This window comes from Bradyrhizobium sp. UFLA03-84 (genome assembly GCF_002289535.1).
GTDB lineage: Bacteria > Pseudomonadota > Alphaproteobacteria > Rhizobiales > Xanthobacteraceae > Bradyrhizobium > Bradyrhizobium viridifuturi.
Genome location: NZ_NSJY01000005.1, coordinates 1,022,203 through 1,042,425, shown reverse-complemented (window position 1 = coordinate 1,042,425; position 20,223 = coordinate 1,022,203). Strand labels below are relative to the sequence as shown.

At 66.1% G+C, this 20,223-nt stretch carries 18 protein-coding genes; 6 read left to right on the top strand and 12 right to left on the bottom strand.

The window, feature by feature from the left end; all coding sequences use genetic code 11:
- Positions 1–20 precede the first annotated feature (20 nt).
- Complete coding sequence (locus CK489_RS07655; protein WP_095731815.1) at positions 21–1,391, top strand: NAD(P)/FAD-dependent oxidoreductase; 1,371 nt, start codon at positions 21–23, stop codon at positions 1,389–1,391.
- Here CK489_RS07655 and CK489_RS07650 read toward each other — a convergent pair.
- From CK489_RS07650 to CK489_RS07625, 6 genes are all read right to left on the bottom strand, one after another.
- Positions 1,388–3,541: an SLC26A/SulP transporter family protein gene (locus CK489_RS07650; protein ID WP_095731814.1), complete on the bottom strand. Its 2,154-nt coding sequence runs from the start codon at positions 3,539–3,541 to the stop codon at positions 1,388–1,390. The two genes, CK489_RS07655 and CK489_RS07650, sit on opposite strands and share 4 nt — an antisense overlap.
- Before the next feature lie 212 nt (positions 3,542–3,753).
- A complete protein-coding gene (locus CK489_RS07645; RefSeq protein ID WP_158226417.1) occupies positions 3,754–4,800 on the bottom strand; it encodes a homoserine O-acetyltransferase family protein in 1,047 nt (348 codons plus the stop codon).
- 71 nt (positions 4,801–4,871) lie between these two features.
- On the bottom strand, positions 4,872–5,678 hold the full coding sequence (locus CK489_RS07640; protein ID WP_095731812.1) for a crotonase/enoyl-CoA hydratase family protein: 807 nt from the start codon (positions 5,676–5,678) through the stop codon (positions 4,872–4,874).
- A gap of 148 nt (positions 5,679–5,826) precedes the next feature.
- Positions 5,827–6,867, bottom strand: coding sequence for a zinc-dependent alcohol dehydrogenase (locus tag CK489_RS07635; RefSeq protein WP_095731811.1), 1,041 nt, complete (start codon positions 6,865–6,867; stop codon positions 5,827–5,829).
- Positions 6,868–6,974: 107 nt separating this feature from the next.
- Positions 6,975–7,889 (bottom strand): phosphoribosylaminoimidazolesuccinocarboxamide synthase, encoded by a 915-nt coding sequence (locus CK489_RS07630; RefSeq protein WP_095731810.1) that lies wholly within the window; start codon positions 7,887–7,889, stop codon positions 6,975–6,977.
- 81 nt (positions 7,890–7,970) lie between these two features.
- Complete coding sequence (locus tag CK489_RS07625) at positions 7,971–8,888, bottom strand: pirin family protein (protein WP_024584569.1); 918 nt, start codon at positions 8,886–8,888, stop codon at positions 7,971–7,973.
- A gap of 230 nt (positions 8,889–9,118) precedes the next feature.
- Here CK489_RS07625 and CK489_RS07620 point away from each other — a divergent pair, with 230 nt between their 5' ends.
- The 4 genes from CK489_RS07620 to CK489_RS07605 all read left to right on the top strand — a co-directional run bounded on the left by CK489_RS07620 (position 9,119) and on the right by CK489_RS07605 (position 12,938).
- A complete protein-coding gene (locus tag CK489_RS07620; protein ID WP_245350277.1) occupies positions 9,119–9,697 on the top strand; it encodes a GNAT family N-acetyltransferase in 579 nt (192 codons plus the stop codon).
- Between the two features lie 53 nt (positions 9,698–9,750).
- Positions 9,751–10,812 carry a helix-turn-helix domain-containing protein gene (locus tag CK489_RS07615; RefSeq protein ID WP_198960853.1) on the top strand — a complete coding sequence of 354 codons (1,062 nt, stop codon included), beginning with the start codon at positions 9,751–9,753 and terminating at the stop codon, positions 10,810–10,812.
- A 276-nt stretch (positions 10,813–11,088) separates the two neighbouring features.
- Entirely contained in the window at positions 11,089–12,516 is a 1,428-nt protein-coding gene (locus CK489_RS07610; RefSeq protein ID WP_095731809.1) for a serine hydrolase domain-containing protein, read from the top strand.
- A gap of 128 nt (positions 12,517–12,644) precedes the next feature.
- Complete coding sequence (locus tag CK489_RS07605; RefSeq protein WP_095731808.1) at positions 12,645–12,938, top strand: DUF1330 domain-containing protein; 294 nt, start codon at positions 12,645–12,647, stop codon at positions 12,936–12,938.
- Positions 12,939–13,145: 207 nt separating this feature from the next.
- Here CK489_RS07605 and CK489_RS07600 read toward each other — a convergent pair whose 3' ends face one another.
- The gene (locus tag CK489_RS07600; RefSeq protein ID WP_050629084.1) at positions 13,146–14,516 is read right to left on the bottom strand and encodes an MmgE/PrpD family protein; all 1,371 of its coding nucleotides are present in this window, start codon (positions 14,514–14,516) and stop codon (positions 13,146–13,148) included.
- A 132-nt stretch (positions 14,517–14,648) separates the two neighbouring features.
- Here CK489_RS07600 and CK489_RS07595 point away from each other — a divergent pair, with 132 nt between their 5' ends.
- Positions 14,649–15,788 (top strand): FUSC family protein, encoded by a 1,140-nt coding sequence (locus CK489_RS07595; protein WP_095731807.1) that lies wholly within the window; start codon positions 14,649–14,651, stop codon positions 15,786–15,788.
- Positions 15,789–15,795: 7 nt separating this feature from the next.
- Here CK489_RS07595 and CK489_RS07590 read toward each other — a convergent pair whose 3' ends face one another.
- The 5 genes from CK489_RS07590 to CK489_RS40640 are packed head-to-tail and all read right to left on the bottom strand — an operon-like array spanning position 15,796 to position 20,102.
- Complete coding sequence (locus CK489_RS07590; RefSeq protein ID WP_095731806.1) at positions 15,796–16,452, bottom strand: 2-hydroxychromene-2-carboxylate isomerase; 657 nt, start codon at positions 16,450–16,452, stop codon at positions 15,796–15,798.
- A 3-nt stretch (positions 16,453–16,455) separates the two neighbouring features.
- Positions 16,456–16,929 carry a DUF2867 domain-containing protein gene (locus CK489_RS07585; protein ID WP_095731805.1) on the bottom strand — a complete coding sequence of 158 codons (474 nt, stop codon included), beginning with the start codon at positions 16,927–16,929 and terminating at the stop codon, positions 16,456–16,458.
- On the bottom strand, positions 16,926–18,323 hold the full coding sequence (locus tag CK489_RS07580) for an MATE family efflux transporter (protein ID WP_095731804.1): 1,398 nt from the start codon (positions 18,321–18,323) through the stop codon (positions 16,926–16,928). The genes CK489_RS07585 and CK489_RS07580 overlap by 4 nt, the downstream gene beginning before the upstream one ends.
- 57 nt (positions 18,324–18,380) lie before the next feature.
- Entirely contained in the window at positions 18,381–19,673 is a 1,293-nt protein-coding gene (gene murA, locus CK489_RS07575) for a UDP-N-acetylglucosamine 1-carboxyvinyltransferase (RefSeq protein WP_050629089.1), read from the bottom strand.
- A 57-nt stretch (positions 19,674–19,730) separates the two neighbouring features.
- Positions 19,731–20,102 (bottom strand): hypothetical protein, encoded by a 372-nt coding sequence (locus CK489_RS40640; RefSeq protein WP_143278108.1) that lies wholly within the window; start codon positions 20,100–20,102, stop codon positions 19,731–19,733.
- Positions 20,103–20,223: the final 121 nt, after the last annotated feature.

Here is a 20,223-nt window from a genome sequence, read left to right as displayed (position 1 = left end):
TGGAGCTATGGAGACTATGCGTGAAAACCAATGACGTCGAAATCCTGGTGATCGGCGCGGGCATCGTCGGCATCGCCACGGCCTATTACCTCGCCGTCCAGCACGGGCGCTCGCGCCTCTTGATCGTCGACGAAGGCCAGCCGATGGCGCTGACCTCGGCGCAGTCGGGCGAGAACTACCGCAACTGGTGGCCACATCCGACGATGGCGGACTTCACCAACCATTCCACCGACCTGATGGAGGAGATCGCGCGCCGCAGCGACAACCGCATCCACATGACGCGGCGCGGCTATCTTCTGGTTACACGCGAGGAGAGGCCGGCGGAGCTCTTGCAGCAACTCTATGCCGGCTACGGCGAGCAGGCCGCGAAGCTGATCCGTCTGCATGAAAGCGCAAGCCGCGGCTATGTGCCGCCGCATTCGGCGGACTGGCAGGGCGCGCCCGACGGTGTCGATGTCCTGCTCGGCCGCGATCTTATTCAGGCGCATTACCCAACCTTCGACAAGGAGGTCTCGACCGCGCTGCATATCCGCAGGGCGGGCGACATCAGCGGCCAGCAGCTTGGCCAGTACATGCTGGAGACCATGCGGCCGCTGGGCGCGCAGTTCCAGCAGGCCAGAGTGCTCGGCATCGTGAAGACGGATCGCTTCGCCGTCGAGGTGCTGGCCGATGGCGTGCGACAGACCATCGGCGCCGACATCATCGTCAATGCTGCGGGTCCGTTCGCCGCGCAGGTCGCGGCCATGCACGGTGAGACGCTGCCGATCGTGAATGTGCTGCAGCAGAAGATCGCGTTCGCTGACCGCAACCGTGCGGTCGATCGCAAAATGCCGTTCGCGATCGATCTCGACGGCCAGACGTTGGCTTGGTCCGACGACGAGCGCGAGGCGCTAGCGGCGGCGCCGGAATTCGCGCGCCTGCTGGCGCCGATGCCGGGCAGCATCCATTGCCGGCCGGACGGCGGCGATCATGGCGAATGGATCAAGCTCGGCTGGGCCTTCAACGAAGAGCAGATCACGGCGCCGGTCCGCGAGCCGGAGCTGAACCCTTATTTCCCCGAAGTCGTGCTGCGCGCGGCGAGCCGGCTGCAGCCAAAGCTTGCGCAGTATCTCGGCGCGCTGCCGCGCGACCGGGTGCATTACGGCGGCTACTATCCGATGACGAAGGAAAACTGGCCGCTGATCGGCGCCGCGAAGACACCGGGCGTGTTCCTCGCCACCGCGTTGTCCGGCTACGGCACGATGGGTGCCTGCGCCACTGGCGATCTCTGCGCCCGCGCCGTGGTCGGCGCGCCGGTGCCCGCCTTCGCCCGCAGCCTCTCGCTTGCGCGTTATCAGGACAAGGCGCTGATGGACGAACTCGCTGCGAGTGAGAGCCGGGGGCTGCTTTAGCGTCGCAGCACCGCAATCGTGCGGTTCGCGAAGGTCAGCCGCTCCGCCATGACCGACACGAAATAGGTCAGCAGCTTGTGGCTGAGTTCGGGGTCTTCGTCGCGGATCGCCGCGAACTGGTGGGTGTTCAGCACGTAGAGCACGCTCGCCATCTCGGCCTGGATGGTCGCGCTGCGCGGGGTGTTCGCGACGAGGCCCATCTCGCCGATCGTGGTGTAGCGGCCGAGGCTGCGCACGCGCGTGGTGCGGCCGTCGTCGGCGGGCACCATGATGCCGACGCGGCCGTCGAGGATGAAGTGCATGGAATCGGCGGCGTCGCCGGCGTGCACGATGACCTCGCCTGCGTCGACCTCGATGCGCTGGCAACGCCGGATCAGCGCGTCGGCATCGCCCTCGCTGTCGAGCAGTCCGGTGAACCAGCCGCGCAGATCGGCTTCCTCCTGCGCCAGTTCCTGGTGCTGCGCGATGATCTGATTCTCGCACCATTCCAGCGCATGATCGAGCTCGTCGATCACGGAGACGCCCGCGGTGATGAAATCGCTGGCGCGCAGCACCTGTTCGGCCTTGGCCGACAGGTGCACCAGAACCAGCTCCACGCCGACCTCGTGCGCGCTGCGCTTGATCTGCGCAAAACTGTAGGCCGCCGATGAATCGACGCCGGTGACGAGCTTGAAGTCGAACAGCAGATAGCGGCACTCCGGATGCTCGCGCAGCAGCGCCTTGACGTGCTGGTACAGCCGGTTGGCGGAGCCGAAGAACAAATAGCTCTGCAAGGTCAACCCCTGGATCTTGCCGCCGTGCGCCAGCAGCACGTTCCGGTCGTCGCGCGATCGATCCAGCGAGCTGCGGTACTCCGAACCGTCGAATCCGTATTTGATCGCCTCGACCCGTGCTGCGCTGAGCGCAAAGGTGGCGCAGCCGATGATGACGCCGATCAGGATGCCGGGCACGAAGCCCCAGGCCACGATGATGACGATGATCGCGAGCAGCGAGACATATTCAGTCGTCGACAGCCGCTTGCGAGATTCGATCATCCATTTGTGCAGCTGGTCGGCGCCGAGATAGATCAGCAGTCCGCCGAGCACGAATTTCGGCATGTAGCCGAGCAGCTGCGGCGCCACGGCGAGCATCAGCAGCGAGATCGCGGCGACCGTCAGTCCCGACAGCGGGCCGCGCCCGCCGCTGGAGAAATTGAGGATTGAGCGGCTGACCGAGATGCAGCCGGCGTAGCCGGCCAGCGCGCCGGTCAGGATATTGGCGAAACCGGTGATGTTGAGCTCGCGCTCGAGATTGGCCTCGCGATGCACCGCGACCTCGATGCCGGTGGTGTTGAACAGCGTGCTCGCGGCCGTGACGAACACGACCGCGATCATGTTGCCGAGCAGGTCCGGCACCGTCGACCACGGATACTGCGCGAGGTCGGCAGTATGCCACGGCAGCATGAAGGTCGACGCCGGCGGCGGCTCGAAGGTCCAGCCGGTGAGGTGAGCTTCCTCGGGCGTGAGGCCAATGATCCAGAACACAAGGTGCGCCACGATCACGCCGCCAACCAGGATGATCGGCAGGCCAAACGGGGTACGCGAGCGATGCCAGGTCAGGTACAGCACCAGCGCCATCGCGCAGGCGGCACTGAGCTCGGAGAACGTAATCATGTTGGTGAAGTGGAACAGGGTGCCGAGCTGCACCGGGTAGCCGGTGATCACCCGGATTGCGCCCAGCACAATCAACAGGCCGGTTGCCCCGAGAAAGCCGCCAACCACGGGGTAAGGCACGTAGCGGATGGCGCGGCCGAACCGTGTCAGCCCGAGGCAGCACAGCACGATGCCGGTGACGATGGTCGAGAGACCCAGCGTGATCAGCGCCGGTGCGAGCAGCGGCGCGGTCGGGTTGGCGGCACCGATGCGCTCGACCAGTGCGGCCATCAGGATTCCGGTCACCGCCGCGGTCGAGGTGTCGGGGCCGGCGACCGCGAACGGCAGCGAGCTGCCGAGCGCGATGAAGGTCGCGAGCACCGCCGATGAAATGAATGTCGCCGCGACGCCGTATGACAGATATGGCGACAATGGTCCGGCGAAGATCAGCAGCGCGTAGGACAGGCCGAAGGTGATGCCGAGCACGCTGGCCGCACCGCCGCCGAGAATGTCGTGCATGGCCCGCCGCGCCCGCGAGCCGAAATAGAGCGACCGACTAATCACGTTGAAAAATGTCCTGAACCTATGCCGCCAGTCGTAGACGAGCCCGGCGCAGGACGACAACAGGATTTTTGTGACAACCGGTTCTCAACGCGCGCATTTTTGCCCTCCCGCTGGCAGGGAAGGCCAGGGTGAGCGCCCAAGCGGATCGACTGACGCGATCCGATTGCCTAACCGAGACTGTCCATGAACGCGCGCAACCGCGGCGCCCATTTGTGTGCGTCGCGGCCCGATGCGGAATGGCCGTAGTCGCTGTCGAGCAGGAAATAATCGGCGTCGACGCCGGCGGCCTTCAGCGCCGGCATCACCTGCTGCCCGAGCTCCGGGGGAAACAGCCTGTCGGTCCGCGACAGCACATAGAGCACCTTTGCCTTGATCCGTCCGAACTGTGCCGTCACGTCGAAGCCGCGCAGCGCCTTGCCGAGCGTCAGCAACGAGTTGGCGTCGAACCCCCTGGCCCATCCGGTGGCCTCGGCGCGGATCGCGGCCTCGATGTCCGCGGGATCGGTCAGCGTATCGCGCAGCCGTGTTTCAATGCCGTAGGTCTTCAAGGTCGCGGTGCGGATCTGGATCATGCTCTCGAGCACGCCGCCGTGATCGTAGTAATCGCCGCCGTTCCAGTTCGGATCCTGCGACAGCGTCGCCATCAGGCGCGCGACATTGCCCTCGGAGCGTTCGCGTGGCACCAGCGGCGCGGTGACCACAGCAGCGATGCCGCGCATGGCATCGGGATAGCTCACCGCCCATTGCAGTGCCTGGAAGCCGCCATAGGACGGGCCGACGATCGCAACCAGCCGCTGGATGCCGAGACCATCGAGCAGTGCCCGCTGGGTCGCGACGATATCGCCGACGGTGATATCGGGAAAGCGCGGCCCGTAGCGCCGGCCGGTCCGCGGGTCGATGCTCGCCGGGTTGGTCGAACCGTAGGACGAACCCAGCATGTTCGGGCAAATCGCGAAGTAGCGGTTGGTGTCGACTGCCTTGCCGGGGCCGACGATCTCGCACCAGCTGCCTTCGCCGGTCGATCCGCCGGGATCGATCATCTGCGGCCCGCTGGTGTTGCCGTGGGTGACCAGCACGACATTGTCACGGTTCGGCGCCAGCGTACCGACGGTGCGGTACGCGATCGTGACTTCCGGCAGCACGCCGCCGTTCGCCAGGCGGACATCTGACGTGGTGAAGGTCTTCAGCTCGGTTGCGATCGGTTGTGTGGGCATTCTTCTGCTTCCGGAATGAGGACGACAGCTCAGCATGGCCGCGTCGGGAATGCAAAGGCCGCCGTCGTGGCCTACCCGTTCCCGACCTCGTTGCCGAACGCGCCGTGACGGCCGACGCCGGAGGCGAAGCGCGTCGCCCCTGACAAGGTTTCGCCCGAGGCGATCACGTCGAACCCGCCGCGCATCTCGTTCCTGATGGCCTCTTCCTCGTCGAGGTCCCATTGCCGCAGCGCCGACAGCCGGTCGGCCCGCATGCAGGTCTGCGGGAATTTCGCGATGTCCTTGGCGAGCGCGATGGCGTGCGCGCGCGTTTCGCCCTTCGGCACCAGCCGGTTCGCGAGCCCCATGCGATGCGCCTCGGGCCCGTCGACCGGGCGTCCGGTGAGGATCAGATCGATCGCCTGCGAATGGCCGATCAATCGCGGCAGGCGGATGGTGCCGAGGTCGATCAGCGGTACGCCGAAGCGGCGGCAGAACACGCCGAAGGTCGCATCCTCGGCGACCACGCGCATGTCGGCCCACAGCGCAAGCTCCATGCCGCCGGCGACCGCAAAGCCCTCGATCGCGGCAATGACGGGCTTCGAGAGCCGCAGCCGGCTCGGTCCCATCGGCGCGATCGTGTTGTGCCCGCCGACCTCGCGCTTCTTGTTGGGATCGCCGGCCGCGACCGCTTTCAAATCGGCGCCCGCGCAGAAGTAACCGCCGGTGCCGGTGAACACCGCGACCGATGCGCTGGCGTCGGCGTCGAAGGCGAGGAATGCGTCGTACAGCTTGCGCGCGGTGGCGCCGTCGACGGCGTTGCGGTTGTGCGGGCGGTTGATCGAGATGATGGTGACGGGACCATCGCGCTCGACGAGCACGGTATCGGCATCGGACATGGGTCGCTCCCTGGGTTTGTTGGTTGGAGCCAGCCTAGAGCATGATCCGGAAAAGTGCGAAGCGGTTTTCCGAAGAGATCATACTCAAACAATGAGCCGGAGCACGATAACGATTCATCCCAATCTCATCGCGCTCTAGCGTCGCCCGTCAGGCAATGCCATCGCGAACGAAGGCGACGCGAATGGTCGGGTCGCCGATCGCCTCATGTGCATCCTCGAAACGGACGCGGCGCGTGATCACATGCTCCGGGTGGTAATGGCCCGCCGCAACATGGGCGACGCATTCGGGCAAATCGGCGCGGACATTGACACGCGAGACCTTCAACGTGATGCCGACGCCGTACATGTGCCGGAGCGGCACCGGCGTGGTCTCGGCGAAGTCGCCGTACATGCGCTGGCAGATGCCGTTCGGTTCCGTCGCGCGGAATGCCGGCAGGATGCTGGCGTCAGTCGCGGCCGCATCGATCACGATTGGAAACAGGCCGGGCGGCTCCATCATGAGCCCGGCCGGCGCTTCGACGACGTCGGCGCCGAGCGACTTCGCCTTGGCGAGGCGCGGCGCATGATCGTCGAGATAGACGACGCGGCCCGCGCCGCGCGCCACCGCCGCCTGCACCGCGAACATCGCGAGCGATTGCGCGAAGCCGCCGATCACCAGCACATCCGCGCCGGGCCGCTGCTGGAGCCAGCGCGCCACCGCGCTGAAGCCGTCAGTCGCGCCGTCGGCCAACCCCGCGGTTTGCGAGAGGGGATGACCTTCGGGCTGGCGAACCAGCATGTGATCGGCGAACGGCACGCGGATCAGGTCGGACAGGCCGCCGCCATATTCGACGCCGCAGACCGGCTTCAATCCGTAAGACGACCGGAACGGCACGGCGGTGCAGGCATTGGTGTGGCCGCGCCGGCAGCGGTCGCAAACACCGCAGCTGATCTGGAACGGAACGATGACGAGATCGCCGGGCGCGAAATTCCTCACTGCGCCGCCGATGTCGACGATGCGGCCTGCGGTCTCATGTCCGAGCGCAAACGGGCCAGCGAGGCCTGATCGGCCGTGGACGATCGCAAGGTCGAGATCGCAGCGCGTCACCGCCAGCGGCTGCACCAGCGCGTCGCGGTCATCTTGCAGGCGGGGTGCGGGAACGTCCCACCATTCGATCTTGTTGCCGCCGATATAAGTCAACTGTCGCATCGCGTGCTCTCCGCTTTGGGCGGAGAGTGCAGGGAGGCAGGGGCGGCGACAAAAGGTTTGTCTTCAACAAGGGTGAATGGAATTCACCTCTGCCTCGGTCTGCATTGCTAAACCTTCAGCTCGGTCCCCGTGACGCGGCGATACGCTTCCAGATACCGCTTGCTCGTCGCATCCACCACGCTCGCGGGCAGCGGCGGGGCGGGGGCGTCGCCGTTCCAGCGGCCGGCGCGGCGCTCGACGTCGAGATAGTCGCGCAGCGGCTGCTTGTCGAAGCTCGGCTGCGGCTGACCGGGCTTGTAGGAATCGACCGCCCAGAAGCGCGAGGAATCCGGCGTCATCACCTCGTCGATCAGGATGATGCGGCCGTCCTTCTCTCGCCCGAACTCGAATTTCGTATCCGCGATGATGATGCCGCGGGCGCGGCTGGTCTGCTCGCCGTAGCTATAGACATCGCGCGCCATCTTCTCCAGCGTCGCGGCGACGTCGGCGCCCACGATCTCGCGCACGCGCGCAACCGTGATGTTCTCGTCATGGCCGGCCTCGGCCTTGGTGGCCGGGCTGAAGATCGCGGGCTCGAGCTTCTGGCTCTCGAGCAGCCCCGCCGGCAGCTTCTCGCCTGCGAGCGTGCCCTCGGCGGCGTATTCCTTCCACGCCGAGCCGGAGATATAGCCGCGGATCACGCATTCGATCGGGAAGACGATGGTGCGCTTGCACAGCATCGCGCGTCCCAAAATGTCGGCGCGATGGTTCTTCAGTTCAGGCACCGCGCGGATGATCTCATCGGCATCGGCGCTGATCATGTGATGCGGCACGGTGCCCTCGAGCTGCCGGAACCACCAGGCGCTGATCTGGGTCAGCACCGCGCCCTTCATCGGAATGGTCTCCGCCATCACCACGTCGAATGCCGAGATGCGGTCGGTCGTGAGCAGCAGCACGCGATCGTCGCCGACGGCGTAGATGTCGCGCACCTTGCCGCGGCCGATCCGGGGCAGGGGCAAATCGCTGGAGAGCATCGCGGTCATGGGCGTGATCTTTCGAAAGCAGGGCGCCCGCACGCGGCGTGCGGGCTGCCAAGGATATCAAGGGATATCACATCAAATAGCTCACTCCGGCAGCGGAATGAACTCGTGTTCCTGCGGAACCTGGGCGAAACGGCCGGTTTTCCAGTCCTGTTTGGCCTGTTCGATCCGCTCCTTCGAAGACGAGACGAAATTCCACCAGATGTGGCGGGGCCCTTCCAGCGCGTCGCCGCCGAGGAACATCATACGGGTCGGCCGCAACGTCTTCACGGTGATGCGGTCGCCGGGCCGGAAGATCAGGAGCCGCGGCCCCTCGTGGCGATCGCCCGCGATTTCGACCTCGCCGTCGACGATGTAGATCGCGCGCTCCTCATGGTCAGGATCGAGCGGCACGCTGGTGCCGGCCTGCGCGGTCACCTCGGTATAGAACCAGGGCGAGACCATGCTGACCGGCGAGGTGATGCCGAACGCCGAGCCGGCAATCACCCGCGCGGTGAAGTCGCGCTCGGAGATCATCGGCAGGTCGCCCGCGCCGTAATGCTGGAACGACGGCGCGATCTCTTCCTTGCCTGCCGGCAGCGCGATCCAGCTTTGCAGGCCCAGCATCTTCTGGCCGTCGCGGCGCTGCACGTCGGGGGTGCGCTCGGAATGCGCGATGCCGCGGCCCGCCGTCATCAGGTTCATGGCGCCCGGCTGGATCTCCTGGATGTTACCCTCGCTGTCGCGATGCATGATGCTGCCGTCGAACAAATAGGTGACCGTGGCGAGCCCGATATGCGGATGCGGCCGCACGTCCATGCCCTTGCCGGCGAGATACTGCACCGGGCCGAAATGGTCGAAGAAGATGAACGGCCCGACCATCTGTCGCTTGCCGTGCGGCAGCGCGCGGCGCACCGCAAAGCCGTCGCCGAGATCGCGGGTGCGCGGCACGATGATCAGATCCAGCGCGTCGCAGGTTTGGGGATCGCCGAGTTCGGGATCGGTCGAGGGCTGCCAGCTCATCGCAATACTCCTTTGTACTTCATTCCGATCATACTCCGTTCGTCGTCCCGGCCAAGCGAAGCGCGAGCCGGGACCCATAACCACAAATGCTTATGTTACGAAGGCTGGGGCCCCAGCCCTGCGGACCAACTAAACTCAGCGGTTATGGGTCCCTGCTTTCGCAGGGACGACGCAGTACTTCTGGCGCGTGCGGGCGCGTGATAACAGCATAATCTTGGAAACCGGAGGCGATGATGGTTTCTCTGATCAAGCCCGATGCAAATCTGTTGCGTATCGATGGTCCCGTGATCGAGACCGCGCGGCTCATCCTGCGGCCATGGCGCGCATCCGATATCGCCGAGAATACGCGGATGCTGTCCGATCCCGAGACGGCGCGCTTCATCACGCCGGATCATCAGCCGGTCACATCGGAGCTGAAGGGCTGGCGCAATGCCGCGGTCATCTCGGGCCATTGGGCGCTGCACGGCTTCGGCATGTTCGCGGTGGAGGAGAAATCCTCCAGCCGCTACATCGGCCGCGTCGGGCCGTATTGTCCGCCGGAATGGCCAGGCTTCGAGGTCGGCTGGGGCATTGCCCGGGAGTATCGCGGCAAGGGCTATGCGGTGGAGGCGGCGCGCGCTGCGATCGACTTTGTGTTCGACAATTTCGCGCTCGACCGCATCATCCACTGCATCGATCCGGCCAATGTCGCGTCCCAGGCGGTGGCGCGGCGGCTCGGCGCTGACAACGAGGGGCCGGGCAAGCTCGAGGGCGATATCGTCGATATCTGGGTCACGACGCGCCAGCGCTGGCGCCGCGATCCGGCTTGAAAAACGCCGCCTGAGCGACGATTGTTCGGCTGACCCGGAGATCCTTTCGACCGATGACATTGGCCGCAACCGAACTCTGCCTGCGCGCCGCCGCCGTGACGCTGCTGCTGGTGCTTGCGGCCTCGATGTTCGCGGATTTCCGCAACGTGCTGGCGGGGCAGCTCGTGATCGCCTTCGCGCTCGGCACGGCCGCGCATGCGGTCACCGCGTCGATCGGCGCCGGGCCGGCGATCTCGGTCTGGCACGCGCCGCTGATCGCGCTTTCGACCGGCGACATCGTGGTGTTCTGGCTGTTCACCCGCGCGCTGTTCGATGACGCCTTCGTCCTGCGCTGGTGGCACGGTCTGATCTGGACCGCGGTGGTGACGTTCAGTTTCGTCAATTGCATGTGGATCGCGCCGAGCGGCCATGTGCAAGCGGCGATCACCACGGTCAATCTGCTGTCGGTCGTCTTCATCGTGCTTGCCGTGGCGCAGACCATCGGATCATGGTCGGCGGATCTGGTCGAACGCCGCCGCCGTGTCCGTGTCTTCATCGTCGCGGCCTCGGCGCTGTATGGCGGAATGAACGCCCTGCTGCAGATCGCGTATGCCGGCAGCCGCGTGACCGTGGAGTGGGCCAACCTGCTCAACGCGGGCGTGCTCGCCGGCATCGTCGCTGGCATCACCTGGGCAATGATGCGCGTCGATGGCGCCGATCTGTTCGCGACGCCGGTCGAGCCCGTCATTGCCAATGCGCCGCCGGCCGCGATCGAGGAGATAGCCGACCAGAAGCTGGTCAATGCCCTGATGCGCCTGATGGCGGACGAGCGGATCTACCGCCAGGACAACGTCACCATCGGCACGCTGGCGACCCGGCTGAAGATTCCCGAATACCGGCTGCGGCGGCTGATCAATCAGCGGCTCGGCTATCGCAATTTCAACGTCTTTCTCAACAACCACCGGATCGAGGAGGCCAAGGCCGCGCTCGCCGATCCCGCACAGGCCGAAGTCCCGGTGATCACCATTGCGATGGATGCCGGCTTCCAGTCGCTCGGCCCCTTCAACCGCGCCTTCAAGGCGACAACAGGCGTGACCCCGACCGAGTACCGGAAACTGAAGGCGACGGCGGCGTAAGGGGCCGCTGCCGTGAGGGACGGACCGGCGGCAGGGTTCTCGCCCGGGGCCACCCCTCTCCCCAGCCCTCCCCCGCAAGGGGGAGGGAGCCCGACCTTCCTGCTCACCTCACGAAGGGGCGTGGCGATTCCAGGATGCCGCTGTAATCACAGGAGAATTCCAGAATCGACCAGCCGCCCCCAATCCTCGACTAGCGCGATTTCCAAATCCGGCGAGCCCATCCGCGTCCGCTCCGGCTTCCTTCCACCACGCATTCTCACATGCCGGAGGACACAAGTGACTCGTCGAAAGCTCATCTTCATTCTCGCCGCCAGCACCGCCCTCGGCGTGCTGGGCTGGTCTGCCGCCCGCGCCCGCGACGTGCCGAAGGTCGCGACCGGCTTTGTCGCCAGCACCATCTGTTCCGAAACATTCGTCAGCAGGCTCGACCCGAAGCGGAACTTCACCGAGACCACGGATGCGATGCCGGGCACCGGCCTGATCACCTGGGCGATGGACACCGAGGTCGACCTCGACCGCAGGGACGTCACCGTGACGCTGTTCGGGTTCGGCCGCAGCCACGCGGTCTATCGTGAAGGCGTCGGCTGCACCCTCGAACATGGCGAGGCGCTGGCCGACATCGCGCTGCCGCCTGCGCGGCCACAGGCGGCGCTACAGCCCGAGATCGCCGGCCCGGCGCTTGTCGCGCCGCAGAGCCCACAGCTCGCAGTCGCACTCGATCGCGCCTTTGCCGAACCGGCCGAGCCGCCATTCCGCCGCACCCGCGCGGTTGTCGTGATGAAGGATGGCCGCATCGTCGCCGAGCGCTACGCCTACGGCATCGGCACCGACACGCCGCTGCTCGGCTTCTCCGCGACCAAATCGGTGACCTCGGCGCTGATCGGAATCCTGGTGCGCGACGGCAAGCTTGCGGTCGATCGCCCGGTCCCGATCGCGGCCTGGCGGGACCCGAAGGATCCCAGGCACGCGATCACGGTCGATCAGCTGTTGCGTCACACTGCGGGCCTTGCGCTCGGCAGTTCGCTGCAGGCCTCGCTCGCCTCCACGCTCGAACCGGTCAACCGGATGAAGTACATGGAGTCGGATATGGCCAGCTATGCCGAGAGCATTCCGCTCGAAACGGCACCGGGCCAGGTCTGGAATTATCACGACGGCAATTACGTCATCCTCTCGCATCTGATCCGCGACGCGGCCGGCGGCTATGCCGCCGACGTGCTGCGCTTCGCGCGGACTGAGTTGTTCGATCCGCTCGGCATGCACAACGTCGTCATGCAGTTCGATGCGATGGGCACGCCGGAAGGATCAGGCGCCGTGATGGCGAGCGCACGCGATTGGGCGCGGTTTGGCCAACTCTATCTCGATGACGGCGTGGTCGGCGGCCGGCGCATCCTGCCTGCGGGCTGGGTGAAATACTCGGCATCGCCGACGCCGAACGCCTGGGTCGGCATCGGCGCGGGCTTCTGGACCAATCTCGGCGACAGCTTTGGCGCCAAGTATCGCGTCGAGCACGGCTGGCCGCGCGACGCCTTCTTCGCCAAAGGCACGATCGGGCAGTATGTGATTATCGTGCCGTCACAGCGACTGGTCATCGTGCGGCTCGGCCGTTCGCCGAACGCGCCGCCCAAGGCGGACGGTGTGTTTGACCTCGTTAGCGATGTCGTCGCGGCGACCGCGACAGGCGCGCGGCTCGCGGGCAGCAATTGACCGGCACGTCACACACCGCCCGCGCGATCGTGAATTGAATCTCGGCGTGAGGAATTTTCTGATGCAGTGGCGCGTCTCGCAGGAGGTGCGCCACGGTTCCTTGAAACGCGCGTCAGGCGGAGACCATCATGCCGAAAGCCTACTGGATCGTGCACGTTACGGTGCACGATGAAGCCCGTTACCCCGAATACCTCGCTGCCGCGATGCCGGTATTCGAGAAATACGGCGCCAATTTCATCGTGCGCAACGGCCCCTATGAGGTGATGGAAGGCGCGACGCGCCAGCGCAATTTCGTCATCGAGTTCAAGGATCGCGCCACCGCGATGGAATGCTACACCTGCGCGGACTATCAGGCTGCGAAGGCGATCCGGCAGAAATATTCGGACGGGGATTTTGTGATTATTGATGGGCCGGAGGAGTAGCAGCTGATGACATTAAGGTGAGACTTACTGATAGCGCAGCAAACTCAGTGTCGTCCCTGCGAAAGCAGGGACCCATAACCACAGACGCCTATCGTTAAGTAGCGGCGAACCGACGAGTCCCGGTCACAACACAAGCTGCGGAGTATGGGTCCCTGCTTTCACAGGGACGACAGTGGTATTTGTCGCTTCGACCGCGCGCCGCCGCCCCTACTGCCGCCCCAGCTGCGTCGCCTGCTCGACGCGATCGAAGCGCTCCAGCGTGAGGATCGCATCCGCCAGCTGGTCGGCGCGCTTGTCGAGCACCGGGCGGGCCAGCGTCAGGAACTTCTGCTGCATCGCCTGCGCGTCGGGGAACGAGGTCGGCTCGCCGGAGGGATCGGCGTAAAGGCGCTCGTGCACGCCGTCATCGGTCGTGATCGAGACGCGGGCGCCGAACGGATGGGTACGGCCGACTTCGAGCCGGTCGTCCTGCACCACGTCGAACTTGTCGGCGAGCGCGTCGATCGCCTTGTCGCCCAGCCGGTCGTAATCATCCCAGCCGAAATGGCCCTGGTCGAGCGCGATCGCGCCGGTGAAGAACATCGAGAACTGGCCGCCGACCACCGAGGTCGGGTGGCGCTTGGTGGCGGCGTCGCCAGTCAGCGTGATGCCGTTGCGGTGCAGCCCGATCTCGACCTTCCTGATCTGGTCCGGGGTCAGATTGTGCTCGCGCCGCATCGCGATCAGCGCGTCGATCGCGGCGTGAGTGTAGCGGCAGCTCGGATACGGCTTCACGCCGATCTTCAGCGTCTCGTAGGTGCTGCCGAGCCCGGCCACCGCCTTGTCCGGATGCGGGTCATCGGTATAGCCGACCAAAAGGCCATGCTTGCCCTCGACCGAGTCGCTCGAACCGATGAAGTCGTTACGCGCCAGGGTCGCCGCGATCACGCCGTTCATTGCGGCGGCGCCGACCTGGTAGCGCTTGTTCCAGGCGCCGTTGACCAGGAATTGCAGCGAGCCCGCGGCCTGGCTGCCGGAGACGCCGAAAGCCGAGATGATCTGTTCCTTCGACAGTCCGAACAGTTTGGCCGCCGCCGCCGCGGCGCCGTAGGTGCCGGCCGTCGCAGTCGGGTGGAAACCCCGGGCATAATGCGAGGTCGGGTCGAGCGCGTTGCCGAGCCGGCAGCAAACTTCATAGCCGGCGACGATCGCCGTCAGCACGTCGCGGCCGGAGGCACCGACCATCTCGCCGACCGCGAACGCGGCGGGCACCACCGGCGCGCTCGGATGCAGCGAGGAATCGGCGTGGGTGTCGTCGAAATCGAGCGAATGGCCGAGCGCGCCGTTGAGCAGCGCCGCGACCGCCGGCGTCCAGGTCTTGCTGTCGCCGAACACGGTGGCCTCGCCCTTGCCGTCCAGCGCCAGCGCTTCCAGCATCTTCATCAGCGAGGGGGTCGATTCCGCATCGCGGCGGGCGCGGATGGTGCTGCCCAGGAAATCCAGCGTCAAAACCTTGGCGCGCTCCAGCACCTGCGGCGGGATGTCGGCAAATTTCAGGTCGGCGACGTAGGCGGCGAGCGTTGCGGTTTCGTGGGCCATCGTGTTTCCTCAATCTTGCGGCGCAGGGTAGGCGGGCAGGTTTGGCCTTTCAAGCCACCTTGCCGCCGCGGGCAGCAGCCATGCTCGACGTCCTTTAACATAGGCCTTTCCATTGATTGCGGATCAGGGTGCATGAGGACCTTCGCAAAACGCATGTTCGACAGGCTTTGGACCCGCAAGACGCAGCTGGCGCTGGCGGTCCGGATCGCCTCCGCCGGCGTCGCGGCCTATACCGTCGCGCTGGCGCTCAACCTCATGCTGCCGCTCTGGGCGGTGCTGACCTCGTTGATCGTGACCCAGATGAGCGTCGGCCGCTCACTGAAGGCAACCCGCGACTACATGCTCGGCACCATCGGCGGCGCCATCTATGGCGGCGCGATCGCCGTGCTGATCCCGCATTCCGGCGAGGGCAGCCTGCTGGCGCTGCTGGTGCTGGCGATCGTGCCGCTGGCCTTCATCGCCGCGCTCAATCCCAGCCTGAACTCGGCGACGGTGACGGCAGTGATCGTGCTGCTGCTGCCGACGATGCATCACTCAAACCCGCTGGATTCGGCGATCGACCGCGTGCTCGAGGTTACGGTCGGCGCGCTCACCGGCCTTGTGATCTCGTTCCTGGTGCTGCCGTCGCGAGCGGTCAGCCAGATCAGGGTCAATGCATCGAAGCTGCTGGAACTGCTCTCGGCGGCGTTCGCCGAATTGCTCGCCGGCCTGACCCGCGGTCTCGACAACGACGCGCTGCACCGGATCCAGGACGGCATCGGCAGCGCGGTGACGAATCTGCACGCGACCGGCCTCGAGGCCGAGCGCGAGCGCTCGATGCATCTATCATCGGGGCCGGATACCGGCCCGCTGCTGCGGACCATCCAGCGGCTGCGGCATGACGTCGTGATGATCGGGCGGGCCTGCGTCGTGCCGCTGCCGGCCGACATCCAGGCCAGGCTGGCGCGGCCGCTGGCCGAGGTCAGCAAGGCGATCGTGACCTACATGGTGGCAGTCGCGGCCGCCTTGCGCGCCGGCAGCGGCCCTGCCGACATAGCGCCGGTCGACGCGGCGCTGCATGCTTATAGCGAGGAGGTCGCCGCGGTGCGCAGGGATGGCCTGATCCGCGGCCTGCCGGTCGATGCCGCCGAACGCTTCTACGCACTCGGCTTCTCGCTCGACCAGATGCGGCAGAATCTCAACGACCTCAAGCGCTGTCACGGCAATTGGTGCACCAACGCCGAGGCTGCGGAGAAGATCGTCGCCGACACGCCGGAGAAGAACGCGGCATGAGCCTGAGCTAGGCGCTGCGCCGGGTCAGGCCCTTGCTCTCCATGCGCCAGATCAGGAGGTCGATGCGGTCCTGACCGAAGAACGGCTCACCGGCGAATACGAAGGTCGGCACGCCCCAATGGCCGGACGCCGCGTGCGCGTCCTCATTGCCCTTGATCACCGCTTCGTAGCGATCGGGATCGGCGGCGACGGCCGCATCCATTGCGGCGAGATCGAAGCCTGAGGCATCAGCCGCTTGCGCCAGATGATCGCCCTCGTTCCAGCCCTTCACCGAGCCGTCCCATAGCACGCGGCTGATGGCGGAGGTGAAGACAAGCGATCGTCCTTCGAGCTGGGCTGCGGCGCCGAGCCGGGTCAGGCGATGGATGTAGGGCTGATGCGCGGCGACGTCGAGCGTCGTCATGTCCTGCACGATCGGGTCGGGACGCGGAAAGCGGAACGGGATGTTCTCGTGCTCGGCGACGCGGCGGGAATCGAGCACGACATAGCGAGCGAACTGCGGATTGGTCTTCTTGAAGAAGCCGGGCACGCGCACCGCGAGCGGATAGACCGGCCGCAAAGTAACCTCGACGTCGTAGTCGGACACCATCTGCAACGTCTTCGGCAGCGCCAGATAGCTGTAGGGACTGCGGAACGAGAAGAACAGGTCGACCGCCAACGCCACGCGCTACTCTCCCACCTTGCGCAGCATCGCCGGCACGATTAGCCGGTGGAACGGCATGATCACCGCGAGATAGGTGCGGCCGAGCCAATTGTGGGTCAGCACCAGCGTGGTGGCGGTGATGCTGCGCGCGGCGCCGGTGTTGGTGACGTCGACCACCAGGCGGAAGTCGAGATGCTTGTCGTTGAAGCCGGCGACCAGCCGCTCGGGCGTCTCGCTGACCACGGGGAATAGCCCGATCATGTCGCGCCCCACGCCGTCGGCCGCGCCCGAGGTCTTCAGGCCGAGCGGCGTGACCAGAACGTTTCGCAAGGCAATCAGCCATTTGGCCCAGCGCGGCTGCTGGCCCAACATCGTCTCGGTGGCGCGCCGCGCATCGAGGTCCGGTTGCGTGGTCGCGATCCGGAACGCGTCGATGAATTGCGCGCCGGTTAGCAGCGCGTCGGAATCCACGTTCGGCGTGACCTCGTCGACCCTCATCCCGCCAGTCTGCGTGCCAGCAGGCGGAAACGCAAGATCAGGAGGGTCGCATAAACCGCGGTGCCGAGCGACAATCCGATCCAGACGCCGGGGGCATTGAGCTTGGCCGAAAAGGCGAGGGCGGAGGCCGACGCGAAGCCGACGAGCCAATAGCTGATGACGGCGAACAGCAGCGGCACCTGGGTGTCGTTCATGCCGCGCAACGCGCCGGCGCTGGTGGTCTGGACGCCGTCGGCGATGAAAAACGTCGCGCCGATCAGCAGCAGCATCGCGGTGAGCTGCGCGGTGGCGTCTGAGGCTTCGCCGAGGAACAGCGCCGCGATCTCGAAGCGCGCCAGGATCACCGCGAGCGTCATCACACTCATGAAGACGCCGGAGAGCGCGACCGCGACGAAGCCGGCGCGCTGCACCGCGTCGGTGTCGCGGCGGCCGACCGCCTGGCCGACCCGCACGGTGGCGGCCATGCTGACGCCGAACGGCACCATGAACAGGATCGCCGCGATCTGCAGCGCGATCTGGTGCGCCGCCAGCGCCGTGGTGCTGATCAGCCCCATCAAGAGGCCGGCCGCGCCGAACAGGCCGTATTCCAGCAGGAAGGCGATCGAGATCGGTGCGCCGATCGCGACGAGCTTGCCCATCAAGGGCCAGTCGATGCGCCAGACGCGGCTGAACACATGGTACTTGCGGAACGGACGCCGCCGCGCCGCGAACCACGCGCCGGCGAGGAAGGTGCCGAGATTGACGATCGTGGTCGCAAGTCCGGCGCCGAACATGCCGAGTTCGGGCATGCCCCATTTGCCATAGAGCAGAAGATAGACCATCAGCGCGTTGGCCGGAATCGCCGCAAGCGTGATCCAGAGCACCGGCTCTGGCCGGTTCACCGCGCTCATGAAGCCGCGGATCGCGATGAACCACAGCGCCGGCAAAATGCCCCAGCCGAGTCCGAACAGATATTGCTGCGCCAGATGCGCGGTCGCCTGGGTCTGGCCAAGCGCGAGCAGGATGCGCTCGCCGTGGAACGGCAGCGCCATCAGCGGCAGCACCATGAAGAAGCCGGCCCACAGCCCGACGCGGAGCGCGCGCCGCATCACGCGCGGGTCGCGTGCGCCGAACGCCTGCGCGGCCAGCGGCGAGACCGCGGACATCATGCCCATGCCGATGGTGAAGCTGACGAAATACACGGTATGCGCCAGCGCCGCCGCGGCGACGTTCTCGCTGCCGAGCCGGCCGATGAAGGCGAGGTCGGTCGTCATCATCGCGATCTGGCCGAGCTGCGTCAGCGCAAGCGGCACCGCGAGCTTCAGCGTTTCCGCGAGCTCGGCCGTGAGCAGCTTGCGAGAGGGGACGACGGCCGCGCGCGACGCGGCCGGGTCGATCTTGTCGATGCAGGTCATGACGGCACGTCTAGCACGGCAAACCGGCCGGAAGGATGGCCAAGCTGCCGCAGGGGGTTATGTTCGCGCGGGTATCCGCTTGATCTTGGCGCCGAGCGCATTGAGCCGTTCGTCGATCCGCTCATAGCCGCGCTCGATCTGGTCGGCGTTGTTGATGGTGGAGGTGCCGTTGGCGCACACCGCAGCCAGCAGCATCGCCATACCGGCGCGGATGTCGGGCGAATTCATCGGCGCGCCGCGCAGCCGGCTCGGGCCGGCCACGATCGCGCGGTGCGGGTCGCACAGCACGATGCGGCCACCCATCGCGATCAGATTGTCGACGAAGAACATCCGCGACTCGAACATCTTCTCGTGCATCAGGATGACGCCATCGCACTGCGTCGCGGTGACGATCGCGATCGACATCAGGTCGGCGGGGAACGCCGGCCAGGGCTGGTCCTCGAGCTTCGGCACGTGACCGCCGAAATCGTCGTGGATCTTCATGGTCTGGTTCGACGGCACGACGAGGTCGTCGCCCTCCACGCCGCAGACGATGCCGAGCCGCTCAAAGCCCATCCGGATCGAGCGCAGATGCTCGACGCCGGCGCGGGCGATGCGCAGCGGAGATCGGGTCACCGCGGCAAGCCCGATCAGCGATCCGACTTCGATATGGTCGGGCTGGATCGCGAAAGTGGTACTGCCGAGCGTCGCGGGCCCGTGCACGATGATGGTGTTGGTGCCGACACCTTCGATCCTGGCGCCGAGCGCGATCAGGAAATTCGCGAGGTCCTGCACATGCGGCTCGGAGGCCGCGTTGCGCAGGTAGGTGGTGCCGCGGGCGGCGACGGCGGCGACCAGCGCGTTTTCCGTTGCGGTCACGCTGGGCTCGTCGAGGAACACGTCCGCGCCCTTCAGCTTCGAGGCGCGGAATTCCAGCCGGTGCGTCGCAGTTACCGTGGCGCCGAGCTGCTCGAAGGCGAGGAAGTGCGTGTCAAGCCGGCGGCGGCCGATCACGTCGCCGCCGGGCGGCGGCAGTGCGACCTCGCCGCAGCGGGCCAGCAGCGGGCCTGCCAAGAGGATCGAGGCGCGGATGCGCGCGCACAGCGCCGGATCGAGATCGGCGGCGCGGATTTCCTTGGCGTGGATCTGCAGCGTGTTGCGCTCGGTCCATTCGGCGGTGGCGCCGACCGAGCGGCAGAGCTCGACCAGGGTTTCGGTGTCGCGAATGCGCGGCACGTTGGTCAGCGTAACCGGGTGCTCGGTGAGCAGGGCGGCTGCGATGATCGGCAGCGCTGAGTTCTTGTTGCCCGACGGCTCGATGGTGCCCGAGAGGCGGCGGCCGCCTTCGACGATGTATTGGATCGGCGGCACGCGGAATGTCCCCTAACGCATTATCCAGACTGGCCCATTCGAAATTCCGCAATGGAATCAATGGCTGTCCGGCACCGTAACACAATTCCCAGCGCGGCATCCACACGAAAGGTAGCGGCGCAACAGCGCCGAGTGCGCTGTCACGGATATGTCACCCCGCCCACCGTTGCTCGGTAGCGACATCCAGCACCGTTGGTGGCGGAAGGCCCCGCGGCTTGCCAGCCGGCGCGGCCGTTCGATCTCGCCCAGTTCGGCGAGTTCGTCAGCAGGTTCTGACTCGATGAACAGGTCGCTGCCGCCGATGCGCCGGATACCGCTGAAGACGGCTGCCCTTCGGAAATTGTTGTCGGTCTGACGCAAGCCGAGAAAGTGCACCTGGTTTGATCTGGCGCAATGAACAGGAATGAGGCGCACGTCAGATGAGAGCATTCCTGCAGGCCACGTCCTTCAGAGGGATCGTGTTTCGTGGGCTGCGTTGGTGAAAGGTGGCGTTTGCCGACATGCGCGTCGGCAGACCCGCGCTTCCTAGCTAACCTCTATGCCGAAGACT